This is a genomic window from Metabacillus sp. Hm71 (assembly GCF_051842955.2).
GTDB lineage: Bacteria > Bacillota > Bacilli > Bacillales > Bacillaceae > Metabacillus.
The window spans coordinates 3,998,816-4,018,657 of the sequence record NZ_CM200278.1; the positions used below are offsets into that span (position 1 = coordinate 3,998,816).

Below are 19,842 nucleotides of genomic sequence, written 5' to 3' on the forward strand. Positions count from 1 at the left end.
TGAGGCAGCCTCTATTCAGACTTTTAATTAATGGAAAGCGCGATTGACAAAACGATCTCTCAAAAATGGAACTCGCAGTGATAATTGAATAAAAAATCGGCGGAGTTCCGGTTGACCTAATACAAAATTTACAATTCGATATCGATACCGATATATAGCAAATGATCCTACCGCTAGCATAATAAGTCGTCTCATTTACATCCCTCCTATTCATATCATGAGTAGGAAAGAGCATTTTTATCCTTTTTTAATCGTAATATTGTTATTAACATTAGATCTTATTATTATGTATGTTCATTATTGAAGCTTAGAAAAAAATGAATGCCATTAAAGTTGACAATATTATAGATAAGAAGTTAACCGCATCATTATTTAGGAAACTGAATTTCGTCTGTTTTATTCCAAGTGTTTCACAGTGATATTGCTTTTCAGTTACTTTTTCACACACTATACATTTATATTTAAGTTGAAATGTTTGCCCAAGAAGTGTATCCAAAAGATTCCCAAGAAAGCCAAAGACGATGATCAGCAGGATAAAATAGATTGGCAGGGAAAACATAATCCAAGCAGCAACACTGATAAAAGCAGCTCCCCCAACAGCAGCACTAGTACCAAGTAATGAAACGGCACCTGATGTACCTCTTTCAACCTTTTTCAAAGTTAACAGCAATCTTGGCTCTTGTTTGCTTAGCGTGCCAATTTCTGAAGCCCATGTATCTGCATTTGCTGCAGCAATGGAGCTGCAAAAGCCTAATAATATCGTTTGCTCTGAGGAAAATTGTTCAGAAAATTGCATTAGGCCAAGTAGTGCTGGAACACCGCCATTTGCCAGAACCTGAATGATATCTCTACGATCCCCTTTTACTAGCATGTCTTCGAGGGATGACTTTTTCGAACGCTGAAACTTACTAAGCAAACTTGAGCTTGCAAAGAAACTCCCTAATAATAGTAGTCCCTGAAAGGAAAAACCGAGATAAACTAGAAAACCAACAATAGAAGCACCAACTGCACCGCTGACAGTTAATGATTTCACTTTCAAACCGCCATAGGCGATCACCAGGATAAATAGTACAGCCAGTATGTGACGAGCATCGAGCATTTTAGCTTATTTCCTCACATTCTGTTAGTATTTTTGATACAGGGATATCATGTTTCTCTCTTGGAACCTTCTCAACCATTTGCATAGAAAATGCCAGTGATAATGTATCATTCGTATATTTTGTTAAATAGCGGTCATAATACCCGCCACCATACCCAATTCGGTATCTTTTACGATCAAAGCAGATCCCCGGTACAATTATCAAATCTATTTGCCTTGGGCCCATTTCAACCGTCTCTTCTATTTTTGGCTCTAATAATCCAAAGAAGGCAGGTTCAAGCTGGTCAAAGGAGGTAATTTGTCGAAAAGCCATTGTTTTTCCAGCAGGATCACATTTGGGAACAACTACACGCTTCTTTTCTTCCCACGCCTTTTCAATGATCCCTTTTGTATCAACCTCTTGCCCAGTTGATATAGTCACTGCTATGGTATGTGCATTATTCCAAGCAGGCAAACAAAATAATCTTTGCTGGATGTCTTTTGAAAAATTCCAATACTCATCTTCCGTCATTTCAGCTAATTTATTTTTAATGAGCTTTCGCAGATCTTTCTTCTCCATTTATTTTCCTCCTCTCCTTCATTATAGCTGGTAATGTGAATGCATATCACCGATTTTACACAATATGTACAACGTAAAGTTTAACCATAAGAAAAGTGCAAGCGCCTTGATCAGCCTAGGGCAAATAAGACGCTCATGAATAGAAGGCGTTCTTTGCCTTCAATTTCTGTTTGACTAGACCCTAGAGCCGATGGCGCCTGGAGCTAGATTCAGAAACGCAAGCTATGTTAAGAAAATATATAAATTCTGATATTATAAAAGAAAAACAGTAGGAATAAACATTCCTACTGTTACTTTGTTTCACGGTGTAAAGTCATTTTTTTCTCTCTTGAGCAATATTTTTTAAGCTCAAGACGATCTGGGTTATTACGTTTATTCTTTTTAGAAATATAGTTACGTTCGCCACAATCAGTGCAAGCTAAAGTAATATTCACACGCATGTTTCTTTCCCTCCAAACTTAAAAAACTAAATAAAACAAATCAGACTTTAATATAATAGCATTTTTACAAAACAAATTCCACATCATTTTCATTATATTTTATTTTCACTCGAAAAACCTTCAATTTTCACAGTTTTTGTATAAAATTCAAAAACCCTATGGATCAAATTTGACCAGTTATAGGTTGTATTTGCTGCCATATACCCTTTATGTGCGATCATTTGAAATCGTTTAGGATTTGTCAAATAATCACGAAGACACTCCATAAGGCTGACAGAGGTTGTTTCTTGGACTAATATGCCTCTGCCATCTTTAAGGATTTCAGTTAACCCCCCTATTTGAAATGCAACAACAGGCTTAGAAGCAATCATTCCTTCTAGTGCGATAATGCCAAATGGTTCATAAATACTTGGAACCACTACTAGTTCACAATTCTTTATTAATGTATTACGTGCTAACTCCTGAACAAAACCTGTAAAATAAACATTCTCTTCTATATGAAGGTTTTTTGTTAATTCCTTTAGTTCATCTTCATAAGGTCCCTCTCCTGCAATAACAAGTTTAATTTCTGGGTAATCCTTATGAATATCAGCAAATGCCTGAATCAAAAGCTGAAAGCCTTTTTCTTTTACAAGTCTTCCCATGCCAAGAAAATACTTAGATCGCTTAAACGGAAATACATCCTTTCTATTAATTATGTCCAGATAGTTTACGGGGATGATCCCATTTGGAATGATTTCAAGTTTGTGTATCGGACAGGCAAATTCTTTTTGCAAGACAGTTCTCATAAACTGGCTGCATACGATAACTCGATCAGAAACCTGAATTAGCTTAGATTCATAATCAGTGATTTGTTTAGTTAAAAAATTGTCCACCCCTTGCTTTCTTCCCCTTTCAGTAGCATGAATTGTTGCAATGAGTGGTTTATGAAGGATTTGTTTTATTTGCTCTCCTGCGAGCCCTGTTAACCAATCATGTACATGGATAAGATCAAAGGATAACGGCAATTCCTGTATAACAAATTGAACAAAACGGAAATTCATATTTCGAATGTGATCAACGAAGTCATGCGGTCTTCTTTGCCATGATAGCAGACGGAAAACATGAATTCCATTTTCAATCATATAGGATTCCTCATGTGTGTTCGATGATGTAACAACAATAAAGTTCATTCCTTGCTTAGAGCCTACTGAAGTTAAATCAGTCACATGCCGGCCAAGTCCGCCAATGATGTTATCTCGATACTCGCTTGTAAGAATTAACACGGTAGGATTAGACTCTTCTCCCATGATGACACCTTCTTTATTCATAAAGTGTATATCCAGCATAGCCCTTTAGCCAAACAGGATCTTCATGAATGACTTGCTTCCATCGATAATGATGATGGCCGTTTTCTTTAGATTGGATATAGTGCAATAAATTAGATCGTTTTACAGTAATCATTTCATTATGTGAATTGGAAACAACCACTTCACTATCATACACACCTGTTGAAAGATGCTCCAAACGTAAAACCCCGCTCGACTCACTAATTGGAAAATCTGTTGTATACTTCTGTTCACAGTTTTTATAAAGAATGATTCTTATATATAAATCATCAAACTTTTCCCCTAACATATTCTCTAGTAAAATTTTCGTTGTATCTCCAATATTCCAAGTAATAAGCAGAAAAAAAGGATAAGCAATAATTTTTACGAGGTCCTCACAAATAGTCGACTGTGCTCGAATATTATAAATATTGGTCTGACTGTTTTCATTTCTTTTCATAGCAGCCCTCTTCCTTCTGTTCACATGCTTATCTTTAACTTTTTCCCATCTTAACAGGAAGTATAATTATATTCTAAGATTCAATGGAAGTCTCACTTTATCTTATCATGTAGGCTAGGTTTAAATTGTGAACACATTTCAAAGAAAAATCGTCAAAAATCTACATTTTTAGAAAAATCCCTTCTTTAATTTGGCAATTTATGATATAAAGGTAAAGGGAAATAATCAATTAGAAGGTGAATAAAATGACAGTCATGATTATTATCTTGTTTATCATAAGCATTGCGCTTATCGGCATATCATTTTTCCAGCGTGACAATGTAAAAGAACTTGAACAAGAGCTAGATCATTTACAAATGTCATCGATGCAGGAAATCTACAAACTTAAAAAGAAAATGAGAGTCCTGGAAGAAGAGCTCTTACAAAATGATACGCCGCTTAAGGAAGATCCTAAATCAGCTTCAGAGGACAATCAACTTAACACATCACGTATTTTAGCTAAATATCGCCAAGGTATGTCTATTGAAGCAATTGCATTATCAGAAGGTACTTCCGTTAAGGAAATCCGTACAATTGTTGAAAAGAATGAGAGGGTTTTAACATGAGTAAAACAGGATTTCGAGCATTTGCAGCTGGCATGATTGTAGCTACATCTGTCCTTGGTGGAACATATTTATTATCTGATAACCAATCTGCATCAGCAGATGATGAGAAAAATGAAATGTCCCAAAGTGATGTTGAATCATACCTAACAAGTAATGGGAAAATCGCCATAACAACTGGAGAATATGAAGAATTATTAGCTGCAAAGGATAAAGCTGTACAACAACCTGCTGCAAATAATAATTCACAACAAAAAGAAAGTACTTCTACAGAGAATACGACTGAACAATCAAAAGGAGAGGTTATAAAATATAATCTAGTTGTTAAATCAGGTATGACAACTAGTGAGATATCTGATTTATTAGAGCAAAATGGGATCATCGAGAATTCCTTTAATTTTGATCAGTTTTTAATTAAAGGGAAATATCATCAAAGAATTCAGCTTGGAACCTTCGCTGTGCAAAAAGGGATGACTTTCCAACAGTTAGCAGATGTTTTAACAAGGTAAACAATAGAGCATATTAAAAACAGCCATTTAATTCAATGGCTGTTTTTAATATTTTTTATTAATTTGTAATCAACATATAAAAACTAACTTTTTTAACTATTTAAATCATATCGTTGACCTTTTACTAAGTACATGATATTTTCTGATATGTTTGTTGCATGATCTGCTGTTCGTTCAATATAACGGCAAATAAACAATAGCTGGGTAAGTTGTTGTGAATTTTCTTTTTTTGTTTCCATAAGATCTAAGATATCCCGGATTGTTTCCCCATATAGCTCATCAACTTGATCATCCATATCAGCTACTTTTTTAGCTAGGACAATATCCTCTTCATTAAAGGCTTTAATGGAGAGAGAAAGCATCTCAGATGCAATCTTATGCATCTTTTTTATACTATGAATCGGCTTTACCAAAGGTTCATCACCAATTCTAATTGTTGACTTTGCAATGTTCACCGCAAAATCTGCCATTCTTTCAATGTCACTTGATATTTTGATGGCAACAATTATCCTCCGAAGATCAACAGCTACCGGCTGTTGCTTAGCAATTAACAGGATGGCAATATCATTAATCTCCTCATCTAGCTCGTCCACCCTATTGTCATCATCAATAATTTCTAATGCTTGTTCAATATGTTGATTTTCCAGAGCATCTATTGCTTTGCTAAGTGCGATCTCTGTTAAACTTCCAATTTCAATTAATTTATCTCTTAAGTTTTTCAAATCAAATTCAAATCTTTCTCTTACAGACATTCTCATACCTCCTTATATTATCTTATTCCCTAAAAATGAGATTTCATAACATAGAAAGCTAGTAAAAAAGCCGTGCCAGTTGGGATTAGCACGACTTAATTTTTCATTAACCAAATCGACCGGTAATGTAATCCTCCGTTCTTTTATCAGAAGGATTTGAAAATAATCGATCTGTATCCGTATATTCAACAACCTCACCATTCAAAAAGAATGCTGTACGATCTGAAATACGAGCTGCTTGTTGCATGTTGTGAGTTACGATAATAATACTATAATTTTGTTTTAATTCTTGAATCAATTCTTCTATTTTCAATGTAGAGATTGGATCAAGTGCAGAGGTCGGTTCGTCCATTAGGATAACGTCAGGTTCAATCGCAAGACAACGTGCAATACATAAACGCTGCTGTTGACCACCTGATAGACCATAGGCATTTTCTTTTAAGCGGTCTTTCACTTCATCCCAAATCGCCGCACCTCGTAAACTTCTCTCAACAATTTCATCGATAATTTTTTTATCTTTAATTCCATGGATTCTAGGACCGTATGCGATATTGTCATAAATTGATTTAGGAAAAGGATTTGGTTTTTGAAAGACCATACCTACCTGTGTTCTAAGCTCTTCTACACCATAAGACTTATCAAAAATATTCTTCCCTCGATAAAGAATTTGTCCAGATGTACGAACAATTGGAATCAATTCAACCATACGGTTAAGTGTTTTGATATACGTAGATTTTCCGCATCCTGAAGGTCCAATAATAGCTGTTACATCATTTTCATAAATATCTAAGTCAATATTTTTTAGGGCTTGATCTTTTCCATACCACAAATTTAAATTATCAGTTTTATATACAACATTTTTATTTTGGTTTACTTGTTCATTTTGTGTAGTTTCTCTTTTAATTTTTACACTTTCCATATGAAAACCCCTCCAGATAAAGCTTTTTAATAACGTTTTTGGAACTTATTCCGAATTAACACGGCAACAGAATTCATTACAATTAAGAAAATGAATAGCACAATAATACCAGCAGCTGCAACATCCTGGAATTCAGGCTGCGGTCTCGCCGCCCAGTTATAAATTTGAATCGGCATGACTGTAAATGTGCTCATTACGTTTTCAGGCAGGTAGTTTACGAAAGCAAATGCACCAACTACTAATAATGGAGCTGTCTCCCCTATTGCACGTGAGAACGCTAAGATGCTTCCAGTAATGATACCAGGAATTGCTGCCGGTAACACAACCCTCATAATCGTTTGCCATTTTGTTGCACCCATTCCGTAGGAAGCTTCACGAAGTTCCTTTGGAACCGAGCGAATAGCTTCCTGTGAAGCTACAACAATTACTGGAAGTACAAGTAGGGCCATTGTCAATCCACCTGCTAAAATGCTTCGGCCAAAGTCAAAGAAACGAACAAACACAGTTAAACCTAATAGTCCAAAAACAATAGAAGGTACACCAGCAAGGTTTGAAATATTTGTTTGAATAAATGTATTGATTTTACTTTTCTTCGCATATTCTTCCAAATAAATGGCGGTTCCAACAGATAATACCAATGCAATTGGAATGGTAACTGCCATTACCCATAATGAGCCAACAATAGCAGCTTTAATTCCGGAACGTTCTGGTCTTCTTGATGCATAATTTTGGAAAAATTCAAGTGTAAAATAGCTAGATCCTTGAGTGAATATCCGATATAAGAGTACCGCTAAAACCACTAATGCTATAAAAGTAGCCGCAAAGAAAATCCATCTAAACGTCTGATTTAACGCTAAGCGTCCACCCATTTTGTTTTTTACAATATTTTGATCTATTAATTTCATATTAGTATTCCTCCCTAAAGCGTCGAGAAATATATTGTGCTAAAAGGTTAAGAATGAGTGTAAACAAGAATAATGTCATCCCTACAGCATAGATGCTGTAATAAACCGTTGTTCCAAAACCAGCATCCCCTCCGCTAACCTGAACAATATACGCCGTCATTGTCTGAATTGATTCAGTCGGGTCAAAAGTTAGTTTAGGAGTAGCTCCGCCAGCTAAAGAAACAATCATTGTTTCACCAATAGCACGAGAAATACCTAATACGAATGATGCGACAATACCTGACATTGCAGCTGGAACAATTACCTTCATCGTTACTTCGAACTTAGTAGATCCTAAAGCTAAAGCTCCTTCCCTCATGGAATTCGGAACTGAGCTCATTGCATCTTCTGAAAGAGATGCAATCATTGGGATAATCATGATTCCAACCACAATTCCAGGACTTAATGCATTGAATAAACCCAAGTCAGGAACCATTTTTTGCAATAATGGTGTGACGAAGGTTAAAGCGAAAAATCCATAAACAATTGTTGGTATACCAGCTAAAACTTCTAATATCGGTTTAATGATTCGTCTTGTACGATCTGATGCATATTCACTCAAGAATATAGCAGCTGCTAATCCAATTGGAACAGCTACAATGATGGCGATTACTGTAATTAATAGTGTACCTGATACCAATGCACCAATTCCATATGTTGCACTCTCTTCAAAGAAAGGATACCATTCCTTTGCAGTAAGGAATTCAACAACTGATACTCTACTGAAGAAGGTAACTGTTTCAAATATTAATGTTAAAACTATACCTATTGTAGTTAAAATAGATATTAGTGCTAAGATAAACAAAATTCCAGGAACCATTTTCTCTACGATTTGATTAGTGCTTTTTTTTGATTTTTTCTCTCTGATTAACTCTCGCACACTAATATTTTGCTGATTTGTTAAAGCCATTTGAAATACCCCTTTCCAAGCATAGGAAGAAAGATGAGAAGCAATGCTCCTCATCCACATTATTTAGTAATTATTTTAAACCTTCTAGAGTTTCAAGTTGTTTTGTATATTCTTCTTCTGGAAGAGAAACATAACCAACTTCTTCTGCTAATGCTCCAGCATTCTCAAGATAGAATTTCACATATTCATACACAGGACCATCTTCTTTAATAGAAGCATTGTTCACATAAATGTATAATGGACGTGAAAGTGGGTTGTACTCACCAGATTCAACTGATTCATTTGTCGGCTCAACAGCTTCCCCAGCTTCATTTACTATTGGAACTACCTTTAAGTTATCTTTGTTTTCTAAGTAATACGCATATCCAAAGTATCCAATTGCATTTGTATCACCAGTTACACCTTTAACTAATGTGTTATCATCCTCTGATAATGTTGCAGCTTTTACAATCGGTGCGTCTTCTAGAATAACTTCATTGAAATAATCGTAAGTACCAGAGTCAGCTCCAGGAGAGAAGAATTTCACTTCTTCAGCTGGCCATTCAGGGTTAATATCAGACCATTTTTTTGTTTTTCCATCTTCAACCCAAAGTTTCTTTAAGTCTTCAACTGTTAATTGATCAACAAAATCATTTTCTTTGTTTACAACAATTGAAAGACCATCGAAAGCAACTTTAAATTCTGTGAATTCAATTCCATTATCAGCAGCTGCTTGTTTTTCTTCTTCTTTAATTGGACGAGATGCTTGAGAAATATCTGTTTCACCTACTGTGAACTTTTCAAAGCCGCCACCAGTTCCAGATACACCGATTGGAGCTTGTACATTTGGGTTATCAATTGAAAATTCTTCAGAAATTGCTTCACCGATTGGAGCAACAGTTGATGATCCATCAATACCAATTTCACCTTCTAATTGAGCAGCTGAATCTTCACCTGCAGTTTCATTAGTTTCAGTTTCACCTGAAGCCGCATCATCACCGTTTCCACAAGCTGCAGCAAATGCTACAAGTGAAGAAAGGATGATTGATAATGCTAGAAATTTAAAGCTTTTCATTCTTTAATTCCCCCTAGAATATTGGTTGTTTTGTCCTACGTTTATTAGAATAACGCTTGAGTATTAATAACGTTTTAACTGAATGTAAAGGTTTTGTAAATTCGTGATGCAGTTTGTCATATTTTGTATAAAATTGGGGATATAAGGCGTTAAAACAGTTATTTCTAGAAGCATTTTCATTAGTCTTTTACGTTTACAATCCTCTTATGCATTAATAAATGTAAAAAAGAATAGGGAGTAGTAATAACTTTCATCCTATTCCTTCCTACTTTTTATTCATAATTACTTTTAATACAAATTACCCACCGCTATCTCCATCTGCAAGATGCGGTTTACGAATAGGCTTTTGGTCTGTTTCTTCAATAGGTGCAGGACTATCCTCAACTTTTACATTCCTGACGAAAAAGTAAATAATGAAATGACCAGCTCCGATGATCGCCAATAAAATGGGGATGCTTTGTTTTTCATTGAAAAAGATTACAGCAAATAAGAAGCAAAGGATTGATAAAATACGGCCTGAGTTTAAAAAAATCTCTTTTACAACTATATATTCAATTCTTGCTTTCGCTGCATTCCATGCACGGCCGATAACATCATATGTTATTGATGAGTAGGGAACTAAAAGCATCGGGTATCCAAATGCAATTAATACCGCATATATTAGCAACTTGGTGTAGGTTAAATCGAAAAGAAGAACGAAGATGGACAAATAAAGAAAAATCCCTCCCATTAATATGAACATCTTTCTTTTTGATTTTTTAATAATTCTAGTTGCTAAATAATAAGCCAGAAACGCTGCACTTGAGTTTACCAGACCAAATTTACCAAGCGCTAATTCACTCCCGGTCGTAATAAAAACAAAGACGCCAATCACAAACGCAAATGTCCCTTCACGCAGTCCCTGAAAAAAATGAGCATGAAGAATGAGTCTCCAATTTTTATCCTTTTTTCTTTCCGCTAAGATGCGTTTAAATATATACTCCCCTTCTGCAGGTCTTCTTTTTAAAAAAAAGCTAAGTACAACCGCACCTGAAAATAACAATAGTGATATGGAAAATATAATTGTATATCCTGAAAATTTTTCTAACCTTGAGATCACATAGCCTGCTACTATTGGCCCGACCATTCCAGCAGTTGAATTCAAAATCCCCATGAAGCCATTAAAAAAATCCCTTGTATCAGGTTCTGTTATTTCAAAGGTTAGTACATTAAAGGCTAACCAATAAAAGCCGTAGCCGACACCGAGAGTTCCACCTAATAAAATAAGATATTTTGCCGCTGAACCACCTATTATTAGCACGGTGAGGAAAAAAATCGCCAAAAAAATTACGCCTAATCGTAATACAACGACACGGTCAACCTTTTTAGCAAGCCTCCCAGCAAATATAAACGTCAGCGGCTGCATAACAACGATTGATAAGTTGTAAATGCCTAAATCAACAAATTCACCTGATTGCTTCCATAAATACACATTTACGAATGTATTGGACAAAGCAATGCTTAAAGAATATAAACCGCCAATAACTAATAATAAAACTAAATCTTTACTGACATGCACATTACCAATAATCTTTTGCAGTTTTGACATAAGAACTACTCCCCTTCAACTTCTACTACATAGTCTGTCTTATCACTTTGGAGATATGTATTTTTATTAAAATTGATGTGTTTTAGGGAATGTTCTTATATTGAAGTCAAATCCAGAGGTATGTTGTCATACATGACGGAGTTTGCCCAAACTTTTGAAAAAATAAAAAGAAGAGCCAACAGTGGTCAGCTCTTCTATCAACAACAATTATTTTGCTGCGTTATAACGGTTTGCTACTTCATCCCAATTAACGACATTCCAGAATGATGCAATGTAATCTGGGCGACGATTTTGATAATTTAAGTAGTATGCATGCTCCCATACATCCAATCCTAGAATAGGTGTTTTACCTTCCATTAATGGAGAATCTTGGTTTGGCGTGCTTGTTACTTCTAATTCTCCATTATTAACAACTAACCAAGCCCAGCCAGAACCGAAGCGAGTAGTTGCAGCTTTTGCAAACTCTTCTTTAAAACTGTCGTAGCTGCCAAATTTGGCATTAATCGCATCAGCTAGTTCTCCAGATGGTGCTCCACCGCCATTTGGTGAAAGAATTGTCCAGAATAAGCTATGGTTAGCATGTCCACCACCGTTATTGCGTACAGCTGTACGAATTGCTTCAGGAACAGCATCTAAATTAGATACTAATTCTTCAACACTTTTGCTTGCAAGATCAGCGTGACCTTCTAAAGCTGCGTTCACGTTAGTGATATAAGTGTTGTGATGTTTTGTGTGATGAATATTCATCGTTTCTTTGTCAATATGTGGTTCTAGTGCATCATATGCATAAGGTAATTGAGGTAATTCATAAGCCATTTTTTATTTCCTCCTTTAATATGTACAATCTAAAGCATTGGATTTGCTTTCCAACCTAAGGTTACCAAATTTGGCCGTTACTTTCAATTGAAAAGCATGCAAGACATCTATCATTTTTTGCTTTTATCTGAAAATTATGTACTATATTTTTCAGCAATGTCCTTATAAAATGACGATTAAAAAATAACCAATCATGATAAGCTGCAAAACACCTTTTGCTACAACACCAGAAATAAATCCAATAAGGGAACCGACACCACTTTTCATTGATGATGAGAAATCCTTCTTATGAACAATCAATTCTGCAATGACCGCACCGATAAACGGTCCAAGGATAATTCCCAGAATTGGAATAACGAACGGGCCAATGATTAAGCCAATTGTGCTTCCCCAAATTGCAGCTTTACTCCCGCCAAATTTCTTTACGCCAACTAAATTTGTCAGATAATCTGCTGCAAACAAAATGGCCACAAACATCCCTTCAATGATCCAAAAGGTAATCGTAAGCTTTGAAAAATCAAATAAAAACCCATATAAAACAAATCCGGCAACAATAAAAACGACACTTGGAATTATAGGATATACCAAACCAACAAATGCAATTATGAACATTAATACGATCAGTGACCAATATAAATATTCCATTTTAAAACCTCCTATAAAAAAGAAGCAAGGGAGTCCCCTTGCTATCTATTATACCTAATATAGTTTTCATTTCATAAGCTTTAGTTTCTATAACCTAAAACTGCCTCAGCAATATTTACAGAATGATCGCCGATTCGTTCTAAATTACTAATAATATCAACAAATACGACTCCTGCTGAACCGGAGCATTCACCTTCATTAATCCTCATAATATGCTTTTTACGAAGAGTACGCTCCATTTTATCGATTTGTTCTTCAGATTTTAACACCTTTGCAGCTAAAGAAGTGTCTTTATCGTCTAGAGATGTGATTGCATCCTTAAATGTTTGGATGGTTAGTTGGAACATATCCTCTAAATCTTGTTTTGCTGATTCCGTTAATTTCACTTTATTTGTCAGCTGGTGGCCAACTAATTCAATAACATTTTCACAGTGATCGCCGATCCGCTCAATATCACGAACTGTATCAAGGAGCATGCTATGTTCTTCAGATTCAGTATTAGACATTTGACTTCTTGAAATTAAAATTAAATAATCAGTAATTTTACGATCTAAGTTATTAATTGCCTCTTCCAATTGTAAAGCAGTATCAGCATGCTTTTGGGAATAGGTTTTTTGATATGAATTCGCCTCTTCCAATCCGAGTGCAGCAAAATTACCCATTCGCAGTACCTCTTCTTTAGCTTGCCCTAACGCAATAGAAGACGATTGCTCAATAAAAATTGGATCTAAATGCTTAGGTTTATAATCAATAAACATATCTTCCCCTGGAATAATCTTTGTAACGATCCAAGCTAATGCTCCTATAAATGGAAATTGGATAATTGTATTAATAACATTAAACGACCCGTGAGCAAAAGCAATCGTCATTTCTGGATTTAACCCCATTACTAATTGTAAATATTGGATATAATTAAAATACAATGGAAGAAAAATCATAAAGATCGTTGTACCAACTAAATTAAACAGAACATGTGTCAGCGCAGCTCTTCTGGCTGCAACCGTTGCCCCAATTGATGCTAAAACAGCGGTAATTGTTGTACCAATATTATCACCAAACAAGACTGGCAAAGCTGCTTGTAAATCAATAAGCCCTTGCCCAAATAATTCTTGAAGAATTCCAATTGTTGCACTTGAGCTTTGCACGATTACTGTAAAAACTGTTCCAATAACGACTCCTAATAAAGGATTATCACTCATACTAACGGTTAAATCGTGAAATTCCTGTAAAGATCTTAATGGCTTCATTCCTGAGCCCATTAGCTCTAATCCATAGAATAACGCACCTAAACCTAAAATAATTTGGCCGATACTGTGTACTTGCTTATTTTTAAAAAAGAATAACATGACTGCGCCAATAAAAATAACTGGTAAAGCATACTCTGCAACATCGATGCCAATTATAAAAGCGGTAACGGTTGTTCCGATATTAGCTCCCATAATAACTCCGATGGCTTGTCTTAATGTCATAAACCCTGCACTAACAAGCCCGACAGTAATAACCGTGGTCCCGCTGCTTGATTGAATTAACACTGTTACAATGATACCTGCTAATACTCCCATAAATGGGTTTGTTGTAAACTTATCTAATATATCTCTTAATTTGTCTCCAGCAGACCTTTGAAGACCGTCACCCATGTATTTTATTCCAAATAAAAAGATCCCAAGGCCACCCAAAAATTCAAATATCATCTTTTGGATATCGAGTTCCACCGTTTTCAACCCCTCATTTATGTTCGTCTCATGTCGACAAATATCTACAACCCTTACAATTATTAACGATTTATTGTTTTTTTGTAAAGGTATTTCCTTCAATTCTTTACAAAATATTTATAGCTGAAATAGAAATCGTTTACATAAATCGTTTCATTTCATTCCTAACATTCTTTCTTGTATTCTTTTCTATGGAAATATAAAATATAGTCGTAAAATGAAGAAGGATGTGTCATTTCTAATGAATGTATTAAAACAGCTGCTTAGTAGTCTATACTCCCCAAAGATCATTTCCACTTTTCGATTTCAAGGGATCGGTAAAACAATACTTTATGTATTTATTTTATCAATACTAAGTACAATTCCTGCTGCCTATTATTTATCTAGTGGACTAACAGAAGGGTTAAAAGGGTTTGATCAAACGCTGAAAGATGAATTACCTTCCTTTTCAATTGAGGACGGCAAGCTTTCAGCTGAAGCAGACAAACCAGTTGAAATTAAAAAAGAAGATTTTATTATTATTTTGGATGATACTGCTACATATGGAGAAGAAGAAATTAAAACAAAGGAAAATGCAATCGGTATTTTGCACGATCGATTTGTTTTTGCAGCAAATGGACAGGCCCAATCATATGAATACAGCCTATTGAATATGTCTTTATCTAAACAAGACCTAATCGAAATTTCAAAGCAATTTAACCAGCTACTCCCCATCTTTATCTCAATTTTAATTGCTGGCATCTACTTATTTAGTTCATTCATTAAATTTATTGAAGTAACGATTTTAGCGCTTTTTGGATTAGCCTTCAAAAACAGCCTTCAAAGAAGATTGAATTTCAAACAGGTTTGGGTCTTGTCAGCATACGCCACAACACTCGCAACTGTCTTTTTCTTCATTATGGATAGTTTACAGGTAGTTGTCCCAAGCGGATTTTTATTAAATTGGTTTGTACATCTAATTGTTCTATACTTAGTAATAAAAGAGGTTCCGGCAACTAAAAAACCGTTAAAAACAGCTTAAAAAACGCGGTAGATCCGCGTTTTTTATTTAATAACATACTGCTTTGTATAATCAGATAATGTTTTTGATAAGTTAGTAAGGATTAGGCCCATTTCATGTGTACGTTTAATTTGTGTAATTTGCGCTTCTGATGAGGTAAGGATTTGCTCTGCACTTGCTAAGGTCTCTTGCGAAATCGATACAAAACTCTCTGAGGATTTTTCCATTTTTGGAAGTGTAAAATTAAGCTCATGCAAATGATCCTTCATTCCTGATAATTTTTGGTTAACGTTTGAAATTTCAGTCATTAACAGATCAAAAGCTTTTTTTGATTGGCCAGCAACATGTAAATGTGAGTGGATTTTACTTACTATTGTTTCAAATTCATTATTCGCTTTATCTGAAATATCTTCCATCATTTTGATGGATTGAGTTATCTCCTCTGTTGCTTTTGAGGATTGATTTGCAAGTTTGCGAACCTCATTTGCAACTACAGCAAAGCCTTTGCCTGCTTCTCCGGCCCGTGCAGCTTCAATCGTTGCATTAAGTGCAAGCAGCTTTGTTTGTTCTGCTATTGATTGGATGATTCTTACTACATGTGTAATAACGACTGAATTGTCCTTTACCCCTTTGATTGTAACAGACATATTTGAAAAATCTTCTGCCACATCATACATGGACTGTATCATTTCTGAGATGCTTCTTTCCCCTATGACAGCTGATTGATTCATTTCGATTGCGCTTTTAAAAACATACTCCATATTTTGTAATATTAGATTAATCTCTCTTTTCATTTCTTTAAACGTCACAACATTTTCGTCAGAACTTGCAGCTGTTTGAGCTGCACCTTGTTTCACAATCTTAATTGCCTCAACTAATTGGCTGTTTTGCTGCATGACATCCTCTGATGCCTTTTTCAAATTGCTGCCTGTTGTAAAAAGCTCTGTCGTTGTTCCATTAATTTGTGAGATCATTTCTCTCATTTGATCCACCATTTGGTTAAAACTATTATGTAAGGAATGTATTTCAGGAATGTTTGTTGTTAGCTTTATCGTATTTGATAAATCTCCATTTCTCATTTCAATCATTGTGTTTCGTAATATAGTTAAAGGCTTTGTTAAGCTTCTTACAAGCAGGAAAAGCATAATGGTTGTAAGAATCACACTTATTATTACGATGATTCCAATAAATGCTGCAAGATCATTAACTGGCTCCATATATTTATCAGTTGGAACAACAATAAGATAAAAACCTTTTAATTCTTGAATTTCTTTAAATGCCATCGTGTAGTCAATTCCAGCTATCTTTTTATATAAAACACCATGATCTTTTTCACGGATTTCGCTAACGAGCTGATTTGATAGAGAAATATTTGCATTTTTATTGATTTGCATTGGTTCTGTAAGCTGCTCAGTAACTAGAAAAAATTGCGCAGGCAATCCATCCTGAATTAATGCCGAAGCTTGTCCTGGTACAACCACCTCATTCACTCTTTCCAAAAATTTCTCTTGATCACCGATATAAGCAAAGGCAAGATTCTCAACAATGTCTGAGGTGGTATTTACTTCTCTATTTAGTCTTTCTTCGATAATCTCCATTGTTGTGTCTTTAGACTTACTATAAGAGGTAAAACCAACAATGCTAATTGATGTTAATAATAACGATAGAACCAAAATCATTAATCTCGTTTGCAGGGTTATTTTTGAAAAAATTGCTTGTTCTGCCGTTTTCCATTTTGCTTTTAGCTTTACAATAAAAAGTTTTAGCTGTGGGATTTGTTTTAGTTTCATTACCTTTTTACCTTTTTACCTTTTTGCATGTTAGCACCCCTATTTCCAATTCCTCTAAAATTATGACAGGGAAATATTAAGAAAGTGTAAATTACATGTAAACTTTTATTATTTTTTAGTCGAAAAGTCCTGATTCATTTTCAGTACCAATCTTTTTTCTTTTTATTTCCTACTACTGGAATATTTCACTTGGACAAGCCATATGTATAAGAGTAAATGGAGTAATTATTTTTATTCTAATATTAAACTAGGTATGGAGGACAAAAAATGAAGCGACTTTTTCTCTTCTTATTAGTTATTTTTCTTTGTTATATCGTGTATTACGATTTTCAAATTGGTACTTTACCAGCTCTTAGTATAAGTAAAAATCCTCCAGAATCAGAAAAAGCGTTAAAAATAAAAGAAGAGTCAGCTTCTATTCCCTATTTTGAAGTTGAAATAAAACAAGGCGACACTGTATTAACTATTATTGAAAGACATCATAACGGACTTCCTGCCTCAATTGAGAAGATCATCAAAGATTTTGAAGTATTAAATTCAGATGTAAAAGCAGAAGAGATTTTACTAGGTGAAACGTACCGTTTTCCAAATTATGAACAGTAGATGGTCCTTGTCATTTATATGCCCTCCCTGTAAAATGAGGGATGGAAGGTCAATTAGTAGAATAAATAGCCAAAGTCAAGTATCATTATAATGATAAAATTTTTGCATTAAACTTAACTTAAGGAGCGATTTACACGTGAGTGAAATCATACATCGTACTAAAACCCGACCAGTTAAAGTTGGGAATTTAACAATTGGCGGAAATAATGAAGTTGTTATTCAAAGTATGACTACAACAAAAACACATGATGTAGAAGCAACAGTTGCCGAAATCAAACGTTTAGAGGAAGCAGGCTGTCAGATCGTACGTGTTGCCTGTCCTGATGAACGTGCGGCAAATGCAATTGCTGAAATAAAAAAAAGAATCAATATCCCACTTGTTGTGGATATTCATTTTGATTATAAGCTAGCGTTAAAAGCGATTGAAGGCGGAGCAGATAAAATCAGAATTAATCCGGGGAATATTGGGAGAAGAGAAAAGGTTGAAGCTGTTGTAAAAGCGGCAAAAGAACGAAAGATTCCAATTCGAATTGGTGTAAATGCCGGTTCCCTTGAAAAGAGAATTCTTGAAAAATACGGATATCCAACAGCAGATGGCATGGTGGAAAGTGCCTTACATCACATTAAAATTTTAGAGGATTTGGATTTTCACGATATTATCGTTTCCATGAAGGCTTCCGATATTAACCTGGCAATCGAAGCATATGAAAAAGCGGCAATGGCATTTGATTACCCGCTTCATTTAGGGATTACCGAGTCAGGCACCCTTTTTGCCGGCACAGTAAAAAGTGCAGCAGGATTAGGTGTTATTTTAAACAAAGGGATCGGAAATACACTCCGTGTCTCATTAAGTGCAGATCCTGTTGAAGAGGTTAAAGTGGCCCGTGAGCTATTAAAATCATTTGGTTTAGCGGCAAATGCGGCAACTTTAATTTCATGCCCAACATGCGGCCGTATTGAGATTGATTTAATCAGTATTGCAAATGAAGTGGAAGAATATATTTCAAAAATTAAAGCACCAATTAAAGTAGCTGTATTAGGTTGTGCTGTTAACGGACCTGGTGAAGCCCGTGAAGCTGACATTGGGATTGCAGGTGCCCGTGGGGAGGGACTTCTTTTCCGCAAAGGAGAAATAGTGCGTAAAGTTCCTGAAGAAACAATGGTTGAGGAACTAAAAAAAGAAATTGATAAAATTGCCGAAGAATACTTTGCCAAGCAAGAAGCTGAAAAATTAAAAGCTTAACCTTTATAAAAAAGGGTCTGACCTGCTTACTGCGTTTCAGGGACTGACCCTTTCTTATTTCCTCTAAAAAGTCCTTACTAACGACGATCATTATTCACTGGTAGCAAAACAGCACCGATATTATTGCTCGTAGATATAGTGGTTTCAATATCATCTTTCACTTCTTTTTCTTCATAAAAACGATTATTGATAGCAAAATTAGCTGAATCAGCCTCATTAGCCTGTCTCTCAGGATCAGGGCCATTATCCCCTAATAATTTTTGAATCTTTATATTTGCATTCTTTTCATTCATATTCTTTTCCTCCCTTACAAATAAGAACCATTCTAAAAATAAAGAGACAGACCCCTCAAACACAAAATTGTGTTTATTGAGGGGTCATTGCCTTTAAGTCAACCTCAATATTTTAGTCGTTTTAGAAAAATGGTGTAATAAATATTCCTAAAACGAGGGAAACAGCACCAATACCAATTGCCCATGCTCCTAATGCATTTGCTCCTCTTCTACGGGCAATGAATCCAACAATGATACCTGCTGCTCCTAAAATAACAGGTAAGATAAAAAGCGAGATAATGGAAAGTGCTAAAGCTAAATATCCCATTCCTCTGCCTTCGCCTACTACTTCATTGCGGTCATCGACTCTTTCATCTGCAGCATAGTCTCTGTCCACATTTACTGGCGCCGCTATTTCAGCCGCAGCTTCTGTTTGATAGTCATCGTCAATTTCTTGATCTAGTGGCGTAAATCCCTTGTAATTAGGGTTGTCTAAACGATCTCGTTCTTGTTGATCGAACTTATTTTCGTCTGCCATTCAGATCCCTTCCTTTCTAAAATAAAGGAGCATTTATAGTATAGACATTGAAGGTTGAACTATTACTGTAAAACTTTTCT

The 19,842-nt window shown here is 35.2% G+C and carries 23 protein-coding genes; 5 read left to right on the forward strand and 18 right to left on the reverse strand.

The window, feature by feature from the left end; genetic code table 11:
* Positions 1-27: 27 nt before the first annotated feature.
* The 6 genes from yqgO to ACSVDH_RS19835 form a co-directional block, all read right to left on the reverse strand.
* Complete coding sequence (gene yqgO, locus ACSVDH_RS19810) at positions 28-195, reverse strand: protein YqgO (protein WP_299087919.1); 168 nt, start codon at positions 193-195, stop codon at positions 28-30.
* Between the two features lie 112 nt (positions 196-307).
* Entirely contained in the window at positions 308-1,099 is a 792-nt protein-coding gene (locus tag ACSVDH_RS19815; RefSeq protein ID WP_439250102.1) for a DUF92 domain-containing protein, read from the reverse strand.
* A gap of 1 nt (position 1,100) precedes the next feature.
* Entirely contained in the window at positions 1,101-1,658 is a 558-nt protein-coding gene (locus ACSVDH_RS19820) for a 5-formyltetrahydrofolate cyclo-ligase (RefSeq protein WP_439250100.1), read from the reverse strand.
* 290 nt (positions 1,659-1,948) lie between these two features.
* Positions 1,949-2,098 (reverse strand): 50S ribosomal protein L33, encoded by a 150-nt coding sequence (gene rpmG / locus ACSVDH_RS19825; RefSeq protein ID WP_046590706.1) that lies wholly within the window; start codon positions 2,096-2,098, stop codon positions 1,949-1,951.
* A gap of 92 nt (positions 2,099-2,190) precedes the next feature.
* On the reverse strand, positions 2,191-3,408 hold the full coding sequence (locus tag ACSVDH_RS19830) for a glycosyltransferase family 4 protein (protein ID WP_439250099.1): 1,218 nt from the start codon (positions 3,406-3,408) through the stop codon (positions 2,191-2,193).
* Positions 3,401-3,865 carry a hypothetical protein gene (locus tag ACSVDH_RS19835; RefSeq protein ID WP_439250098.1) on the reverse strand — a complete coding sequence of 155 codons (465 nt, stop codon included), beginning with the start codon at positions 3,863-3,865 and terminating at the stop codon, positions 3,401-3,403. Before ACSVDH_RS19835 ends, ACSVDH_RS19830 begins: the two co-directional genes overlap by 8 nt.
* 245 nt (positions 3,866-4,110) lie before the next feature.
* Between ACSVDH_RS19835 and ACSVDH_RS19840 the strand changes: the two genes are divergently transcribed.
* Positions 4,111-4,470 carry a hypothetical protein gene (locus ACSVDH_RS19840; RefSeq protein ID WP_299087895.1) on the forward strand — a complete coding sequence of 120 codons (360 nt, stop codon included), beginning with the start codon at positions 4,111-4,113 and terminating at the stop codon, positions 4,468-4,470.
* Positions 4,467-4,976: a hypothetical protein gene (locus tag ACSVDH_RS19845; RefSeq protein WP_439250097.1), complete on the forward strand. Its 510-nt coding sequence runs from the start codon at positions 4,467-4,469 to the stop codon at positions 4,974-4,976. Before ACSVDH_RS19840 ends, ACSVDH_RS19845 begins: the two co-directional genes overlap by 4 nt.
* 92 nt (positions 4,977-5,068) lie before the next feature.
* Here ACSVDH_RS19845 and phoU read toward each other — a convergent pair whose 3' ends face one another.
* From phoU to ACSVDH_RS19890, 9 genes are all read right to left on the reverse strand, one after another.
* Entirely contained in the window at positions 5,069-5,728 is a 660-nt protein-coding gene (gene phoU / locus ACSVDH_RS19850; RefSeq protein WP_299087890.1) for a phosphate signaling complex protein PhoU, read from the reverse strand.
* A 106-nt stretch (positions 5,729-5,834) separates the two neighbouring features.
* Positions 5,835-6,647 (reverse strand): phosphate ABC transporter ATP-binding protein PstB, encoded by an 813-nt coding sequence (pstB, locus tag ACSVDH_RS19855; protein ID WP_439250096.1) that lies wholly within the window; start codon positions 6,645-6,647, stop codon positions 5,835-5,837.
* Between the two features lie 26 nt (positions 6,648-6,673).
* On the reverse strand, positions 6,674-7,552 hold the full coding sequence (gene pstA, locus ACSVDH_RS19860) for a phosphate ABC transporter permease PstA (RefSeq protein ID WP_439250095.1): 879 nt from the start codon (positions 7,550-7,552) through the stop codon (positions 6,674-6,676).
* A gap of 1 nt (position 7,553) precedes the next feature.
* Positions 7,554-8,501: a phosphate ABC transporter permease subunit PstC gene (pstC, locus tag ACSVDH_RS19865; protein ID WP_439250094.1), complete on the reverse strand. Its 948-nt coding sequence runs from the start codon at positions 8,499-8,501 to the stop codon at positions 7,554-7,556.
* Positions 8,502-8,571: 70 nt separating this feature from the next.
* Positions 8,572-9,555, reverse strand: coding sequence for a PstS family phosphate ABC transporter substrate-binding protein (locus ACSVDH_RS19870; RefSeq protein WP_299087882.1), 984 nt, complete (start codon positions 9,553-9,555; stop codon positions 8,572-8,574).
* A gap of 298 nt (positions 9,556-9,853) precedes the next feature.
* Complete coding sequence (locus tag ACSVDH_RS19875; protein ID WP_439250093.1) at positions 9,854-11,143, reverse strand: MFS transporter; 1,290 nt, start codon at positions 11,141-11,143, stop codon at positions 9,854-9,856.
* Between the two features lie 207 nt (positions 11,144-11,350).
* Positions 11,351-11,959 carry a superoxide dismutase SodA gene (gene sodA / locus ACSVDH_RS19880; protein ID WP_299087880.1) on the reverse strand — a complete coding sequence of 203 codons (609 nt, stop codon included), beginning with the start codon at positions 11,957-11,959 and terminating at the stop codon, positions 11,351-11,353.
* 162 nt (positions 11,960-12,121) lie between these two features.
* The gene (locus ACSVDH_RS19885) at positions 12,122-12,604 is read right to left on the reverse strand and encodes a DUF456 domain-containing protein (protein WP_439250092.1); all 483 of its coding nucleotides are present in this window, start codon (positions 12,602-12,604) and stop codon (positions 12,122-12,124) included.
* An 80-nt stretch (positions 12,605-12,684) separates the two neighbouring features.
* The gene (locus ACSVDH_RS19890) at positions 12,685-14,316 is read right to left on the reverse strand and encodes a Na/Pi cotransporter family protein (RefSeq protein WP_439250091.1); all 1,632 of its coding nucleotides are present in this window, start codon (positions 14,314-14,316) and stop codon (positions 12,685-12,687) included.
* 241 nt (positions 14,317-14,557) lie between these two features.
* Here ACSVDH_RS19890 and ACSVDH_RS19895 point away from each other — a divergent pair, with 241 nt between their 5' ends.
* Positions 14,558-15,337, forward strand: a complete 780-nt coding sequence (locus ACSVDH_RS19895; RefSeq protein ID WP_439250089.1) for a DUF1189 domain-containing protein — start codon at positions 14,558-14,560, stop codon at positions 15,335-15,337.
* 23 nt (positions 15,338-15,360) lie between these two features.
* On the opposite strand, the gene ACSVDH_RS19900 is transcribed toward ACSVDH_RS19895, so the two are convergent.
* Entirely contained in the window at positions 15,361-17,106 is a 1,746-nt protein-coding gene (locus ACSVDH_RS19900; RefSeq protein WP_439250088.1) for a methyl-accepting chemotaxis protein, read from the reverse strand.
* A 267-nt stretch (positions 17,107-17,373) separates the two neighbouring features.
* Between ACSVDH_RS19900 and yqfZ the strand changes: the two genes are divergently transcribed.
* Entirely contained in the window at positions 17,374-17,709 is a 336-nt protein-coding gene (gene yqfZ / locus ACSVDH_RS19905) for a protein YqfZ (RefSeq protein WP_299087871.1), read from the forward strand.
* Between the two features lie 145 nt (positions 17,710-17,854).
* Positions 17,855-18,952: a flavodoxin-dependent (E)-4-hydroxy-3-methylbut-2-enyl-diphosphate synthase gene (gene ispG / locus ACSVDH_RS19910; protein WP_299088079.1), complete on the forward strand. Its 1,098-nt coding sequence runs from the start codon at positions 17,855-17,857 to the stop codon at positions 18,950-18,952.
* Positions 18,953-19,029: 77 nt separating this feature from the next.
* Here the strand turns inward: ispG and ACSVDH_RS19915 are convergent, their stop codons facing one another.
* Both ACSVDH_RS19915 and ACSVDH_RS19920 read right to left on the reverse strand, forming a co-directional pair.
* Positions 19,030-19,245 (reverse strand): hypothetical protein, encoded by a 216-nt coding sequence (locus ACSVDH_RS19915; RefSeq protein ID WP_439250087.1) that lies wholly within the window; start codon positions 19,243-19,245, stop codon positions 19,030-19,032.
* A gap of 121 nt (positions 19,246-19,366) precedes the next feature.
* Positions 19,367-19,762 (reverse strand): DUF308 domain-containing protein, encoded by a 396-nt coding sequence (locus ACSVDH_RS19920; protein ID WP_439250086.1) that lies wholly within the window; start codon positions 19,760-19,762, stop codon positions 19,367-19,369.
* Positions 19,763-19,842 lie beyond the last annotated feature (80 nt).